At 65.7% G+C, this 4,384-nt stretch carries 5 protein-coding genes; 1 reads left to right on the forward strand and 4 read right to left on the reverse strand.

Going from position 1 to position 4,384, the window contains the following annotated elements:
* The 3 genes from K2R93_16635 to K2R93_16645 all read right to left on the reverse strand — a co-directional run.
* Positions 1-689, reverse strand: a 689-nt coding sequence (locus tag K2R93_16635; protein ID MBY0491465.1) for an amidohydrolase family protein, incomplete at its 3' end; no start/stop codon positions are given.
* Between the two features lie 48 nt (positions 690-737).
* The gene (locus tag K2R93_16640; protein ID MBY0491466.1) at positions 738-1,286 is read right to left on the reverse strand and encodes a hypothetical protein; all 549 of its coding nucleotides are present in this window, start codon (positions 1,284-1,286) and stop codon (positions 738-740) included.
* On the reverse strand, positions 1,241-2,005 hold the full coding sequence (locus K2R93_16645; protein MBY0491467.1) for an SDR family oxidoreductase: 765 nt from the start codon (positions 2,003-2,005) through the stop codon (positions 1,241-1,243). Before K2R93_16645 ends, K2R93_16640 begins: the two co-directional genes overlap by 46 nt.
* A gap of 115 nt (positions 2,006-2,120) precedes the next feature.
* Between K2R93_16645 and K2R93_16650 the strand changes: the two genes are divergently transcribed.
* Complete coding sequence (locus K2R93_16650) at positions 2,121-3,719, forward strand: amino acid permease (protein MBY0491468.1); 1,599 nt, start codon at positions 2,121-2,123, stop codon at positions 3,717-3,719.
* Between the two features lie 144 nt (positions 3,720-3,863).
* Here K2R93_16650 and K2R93_16655 read toward each other — a convergent pair.
* A partial coding sequence (locus K2R93_16655) for an alpha/beta hydrolase (GenBank protein ID MBY0491469.1) occupies positions 3,864-4,384 on the reverse strand: 521 nt, incomplete at its 5' end.

Here is a 4,384-nt window from a genome sequence, read left to right on the forward strand (position 1 = left end):
CTCCGGCAGTGGGCCGCGACCCGCTTGTCGTGCATCTGGGCCACTTCGCACACCGCAGCGATCTCCGCCTCGGTCATGACGGTCTGGTGGGCACGGGCATGCGGCACGAACTCGTCACCCGAAGGATTGATCTTCAAGGTATCCACGCCCTCTCGCACCATCTCGCGCGCCGTCTTGCGAAACTCGTCCGCCCCGTCGCAGACGATGGCGAAGGTTTCGCGATGCATGTGGCGCAGACGTACGTCGCCCAGGCCTGCGGTCGGTGCCAGCTCGGGGCTTGCGGCGAGCGTCCGCGGCCCGGGGAAATCGCCGGCGTCGATGGCGTTGCGGAGCACGATGTCCAGCCGGGCCTTGGCCGCCGCCGCACTGTTGCAGGCCGTGAAGCCCTGGTCGAGCATCTTCTTCGCGTTCCTGACGGAACGCAGGATGTGCTCTTCCGGCGGCACGAACCCGAGCGATTCCAGATCGGAGGTGTCGAGAAACGTGAGGTGCGAGTGCGATTCGATGAGCCCCGGCATCAAGGTTGCCCCCATGCCGTCGACGATGGTGGCCCCTTCAGCCGCGATGGGCGTCCCCTGCGGAGCCACGGCCTTGATGCGATTGCCTTCGATCAGTGCCGAACCCGCGAAAGGCGGCGCTCCGGTGCAATCAAGTATGTTGACGTTCCTGAACAGCGTTCTTGTCGCCATCACTCCTCCCGTCTCAAGGTCAGGTCGATGCGTCCGGGTCGCATCGACTCAGAAGAATACGCCTACCGTCACCAGAAAACCGGCACGATAGTAGAACACCAGGTCGGTCGTGAAGCGCTTGCCGGATACGCCCACGGTGGGCAGTACCATGGGCGCGATCCCGTACTCGTTCCACGGGATGTTGTCGTCGTACTCGCCCTTGTAGCCATGCACGAGGCCGCCGACCAGCTTGACGTGCAGCAGCGGCGCCCGTTCCTCGAGGGGACGCCAGAGCTTGCCGCCGTAGAGCATCTGGCTCGGCTGGTCGAAGGAATTGCGAAACGTGGCGGCACCGACCAGCCAGCGCGTGACCCAGTGGTATTCGAGGCCGAGGTAGCGGTAGTCCTCGTTGAGGTCCGGGCGCGAGCCGTAGTGACGCCCGTAGATGCCGGTCTGGAGCAGCCAGTGCCGCGGGTCGGCGTCGTTCGCAGCGGCGTCCTGCGCAATGCTGCCGAGCAGCAATGCCCAAACGAGCAGCGCGAGACCAAGGCGCTTCGCATTCGTGCGGGCGCTCAGGTGCGCTTCAGGTCCGAGGCCCCGAGGAAGATCCGGTTCCATGTGGGACTGATCAGGATCTCGTTGACGCAGGCGTGCGGCGGCATCTCTGCCACGAAACGGATGGTGCGGCCGAGATCGTCCGGCTGCAGCATCTTGGCGCGGTCTTCTGCCGACGGCGGGATCGGCCGCTTGTCCATGATCGGGGTGGCGACCTCCGCCGGGCAGATGGCACAGGCGCGAATGCCGTTGATGCATTCTTCCTGATTCAGGTGCGCCGTCATGGCGATCACCGCGTGCTTGGCGGCGTTGTAGGCCGGGCCGGTCATGTAGGTGTCGAAGCGACCGGACCACGACGATATGTTGATCACCAGGCCGTCCTTGCGCTCGCGCATCGACGGCAACACGGCCGCGATGCAGTAGTAGCTGCCGTCGAGGTTGACGCGAATCACCTCGTTCCAACCGGCGATCGTCTGGTTCTTCCAGAAGCGCGTGGGCACGTTGAGGCCTGCGCTGTTCACGAGGATGTCGACACGACCGTGGCGGCCCAGGATGGCCTTGGCCACCTTGGCAACACCGTCCGCATCGCTCACGTCCAGCGCCTCCGTCTCGATCCGTGCACCCTTCGCCTTGAGCCTGGCGGCCTCGGACTCCAGTACGTCGGCGCGACGCCCGGACATCACCACCGTCGCGCCGGCGTCCGCCAGCGCCTGCGCGCCCGCCAGCCCGATACCCGTTCCCGCCCCCGTCACCCAGGCGATCTTTCCCGACAGCGTGGCCATCCTCTCCCCTTCCTCGTCGTGATCGACTTGTCGCCACGATCATACCCTCGCGGCATGGCAGCGGTTGCTAGGGGCGGGCGCATTCACCCATACTCCGGGGCGGTCCCACCAAGGGGTGCAGTCGACAAGCCCGATAACGCCACGGAAGACCCGTTCCAACCCATACAGGAGACTATGGCAAATGGAAAAGAGGAAAGTAGGCAACGTCGAGTATCACGAAGCCGGCGCCGATTACTTCGCCAAGCGCGAGCTGCGAAAACACGCGCGCGTATGGTCACTGTGGGCCCTGGGGGTGGGCGCGGTGATCTCGGGCCACTTCTCGGGCTGGAACTTCGGGCTGGCCGCGGGCGGATTCGGCGGCCTGTTCTTCGCCGCCATGATCATCGGGCTGATGTACGTCTGCCTGTGCTTCTGCCTGGCCGAGATGTCGCCCGCTTTGCCGCACACGGGCGGCGCCTACTCGTTCGCACGCAGCGCGATGGGGCCATGGGGTGGCTTCGTCACGGGCCTCGCGGAGAACATCGAGTACGTGCTGACCCCGGCGGTGATCGTGTTCTTCATCGGCGCGTATCTGGGCGGCATCTTCGAGACACCGGAGTCGATCCAGCCATTGTGGTGGATCGGGATGTACATCCTGTTCGTGGGGCTCAATCTCATCGGGGTGGAGCTGTCGTTCAAGGTGTCGGTGCTCGTGACCTTGCTGGCCCTCGCGGTGCTCGCGATCTTCTGGGCGAGCGCCATCTTCTCGGGACAGCTCGACTTCTCCCGCTGGGCACTCAACATCGGCGTGGGGGATGACGGCAGCCTCATCGAACTCGCCGAGGGTGGCGGCGCGTTCCTGCCGTTGGGGATGAAGGGCATTCTCGCAGCCATGCCATTCGCCGTATGGCTGTACCTCGCGATCGAGCAACTGCCGCTCGCCGCGGAGGAGTCGCACGATCCGAAGCGCGACATGCCCAAGGGCCTGCTGCTCGGCATCGCGACCCTGCTCTTCTCGGCCTTCATGGTGCTCTTCCTCAACTCGAGCATTCCGGTCAAGGGCGGCGACCCGGTCGCGAGCGGTGCCTTCTACCTCGGCAGCTCAGGCGAGCCTCTGCTCGACGGCTTCCGCGCGCTGTACGGCACCGGCGCGGCGAAGCTGCTGTCGTTGTGTGCGGTGATCGGGTTGATCGCGAGCTTCCACACGATCATCTTCGCGTTCGGCCGGCAGATCTACTCGTTGTCGCGTGCCGGATATTTCCCGTCCAAACTGTCGGAAACCCATGGCACGCGCAAGGTACCGCACGTGGCCTTGATCGCGGGGGCGGTGCTCGGTTTCGCGGTGATGATGTCGGTGTACCTCATCAAGGGTGAAGGGGCCGGCGCGTTCATCGGCGCGCAGCTCCTCAACATGGCGGTGTTCGGCGCGATGATCTCGTATGCGCTGCAGGCCATTGCATTCATCCTGCTGCGCAGCCGGCTGCCCAACATCGAGCGCCCGTACCGCAGTCCGTTCGGCGTGCTCGGCGGCTGGATCGTGGTCGTCATCGCTGCGGTCACCCTCTACATGCAGTTCCAGGACCCGACCTACCGCGGCGGCGTGATCGGCGTGGCGATCTGGTACGCCGTGGGCGTGATCTACTTCGCGCTCATCGGCCGCAAGAGCCTGGTCTACTCGCCGGAAGAGGACTTCGCGGTGAAGGCCCGCGCCCAGGCGGGGCTGGACAAAGGCTGACGGATTAGCCCGCGCCGGGCCGCCCCAAGTGGGCCGGCCCCCTTGGGGGAAAGGCCGAAGGCATATCGGGGGGGCGCCTCAAACCCGCGCCGGGCCGGCCCCCCTTGGGGGCAGAGGCCGAAGGCCTATCCGGGGAACCTCAAGTCAGGTGGCGAACGCGCGCTTCAGCGCGTTTGCCGCCTGCTCGGCCGCGCGACTCGCGGCATCCACGGCACCCAGCATCAGCAGGAAGCCGTGGATCATGCCCTCGTAGTTGACGAGCGTGACTCGGTTGCCGGCTTCGATGAGCCGCGCTGCGTACTGCACGCCTTCGTCCCGCAGCGGATCGTAGCCCGCCACCAGCACGAACGCCGGCGCGAGATTCGTCAGGTCGTCAGCGATGAGCGGGGCGAAGCGGAAGTCCTGCATGTCCTTCGACGAGCGCAAGTACTGCGCGTAGAACCAGGTCATGCTCTTGCGGGTGAGCAGGTAGCCCTCTGCGAACTTGAAATGCGACGGCAGTTCGGGTTCGGGCGCCACACACGGGTAGATGAGCAGTTGCAGCCTGAGGTTCGGAAAGCCCTCGTTGCGGGCGACGAGAGCGCACACGGCTGCGAGGTTGCCGCCGGCACTGTCGCCGCCGACGGCCAACCGCTCGACGTCGATGCCGAGGCGTTCGCCGTTCA

The organism is Gemmatimonadaceae bacterium (assembly GCA_019752115.1).
In the GTDB taxonomy this organism is placed as follows: Bacteria; Gemmatimonadota; Gemmatimonadetes; order Gemmatimonadales; family Gemmatimonadaceae; genus Gemmatimonas.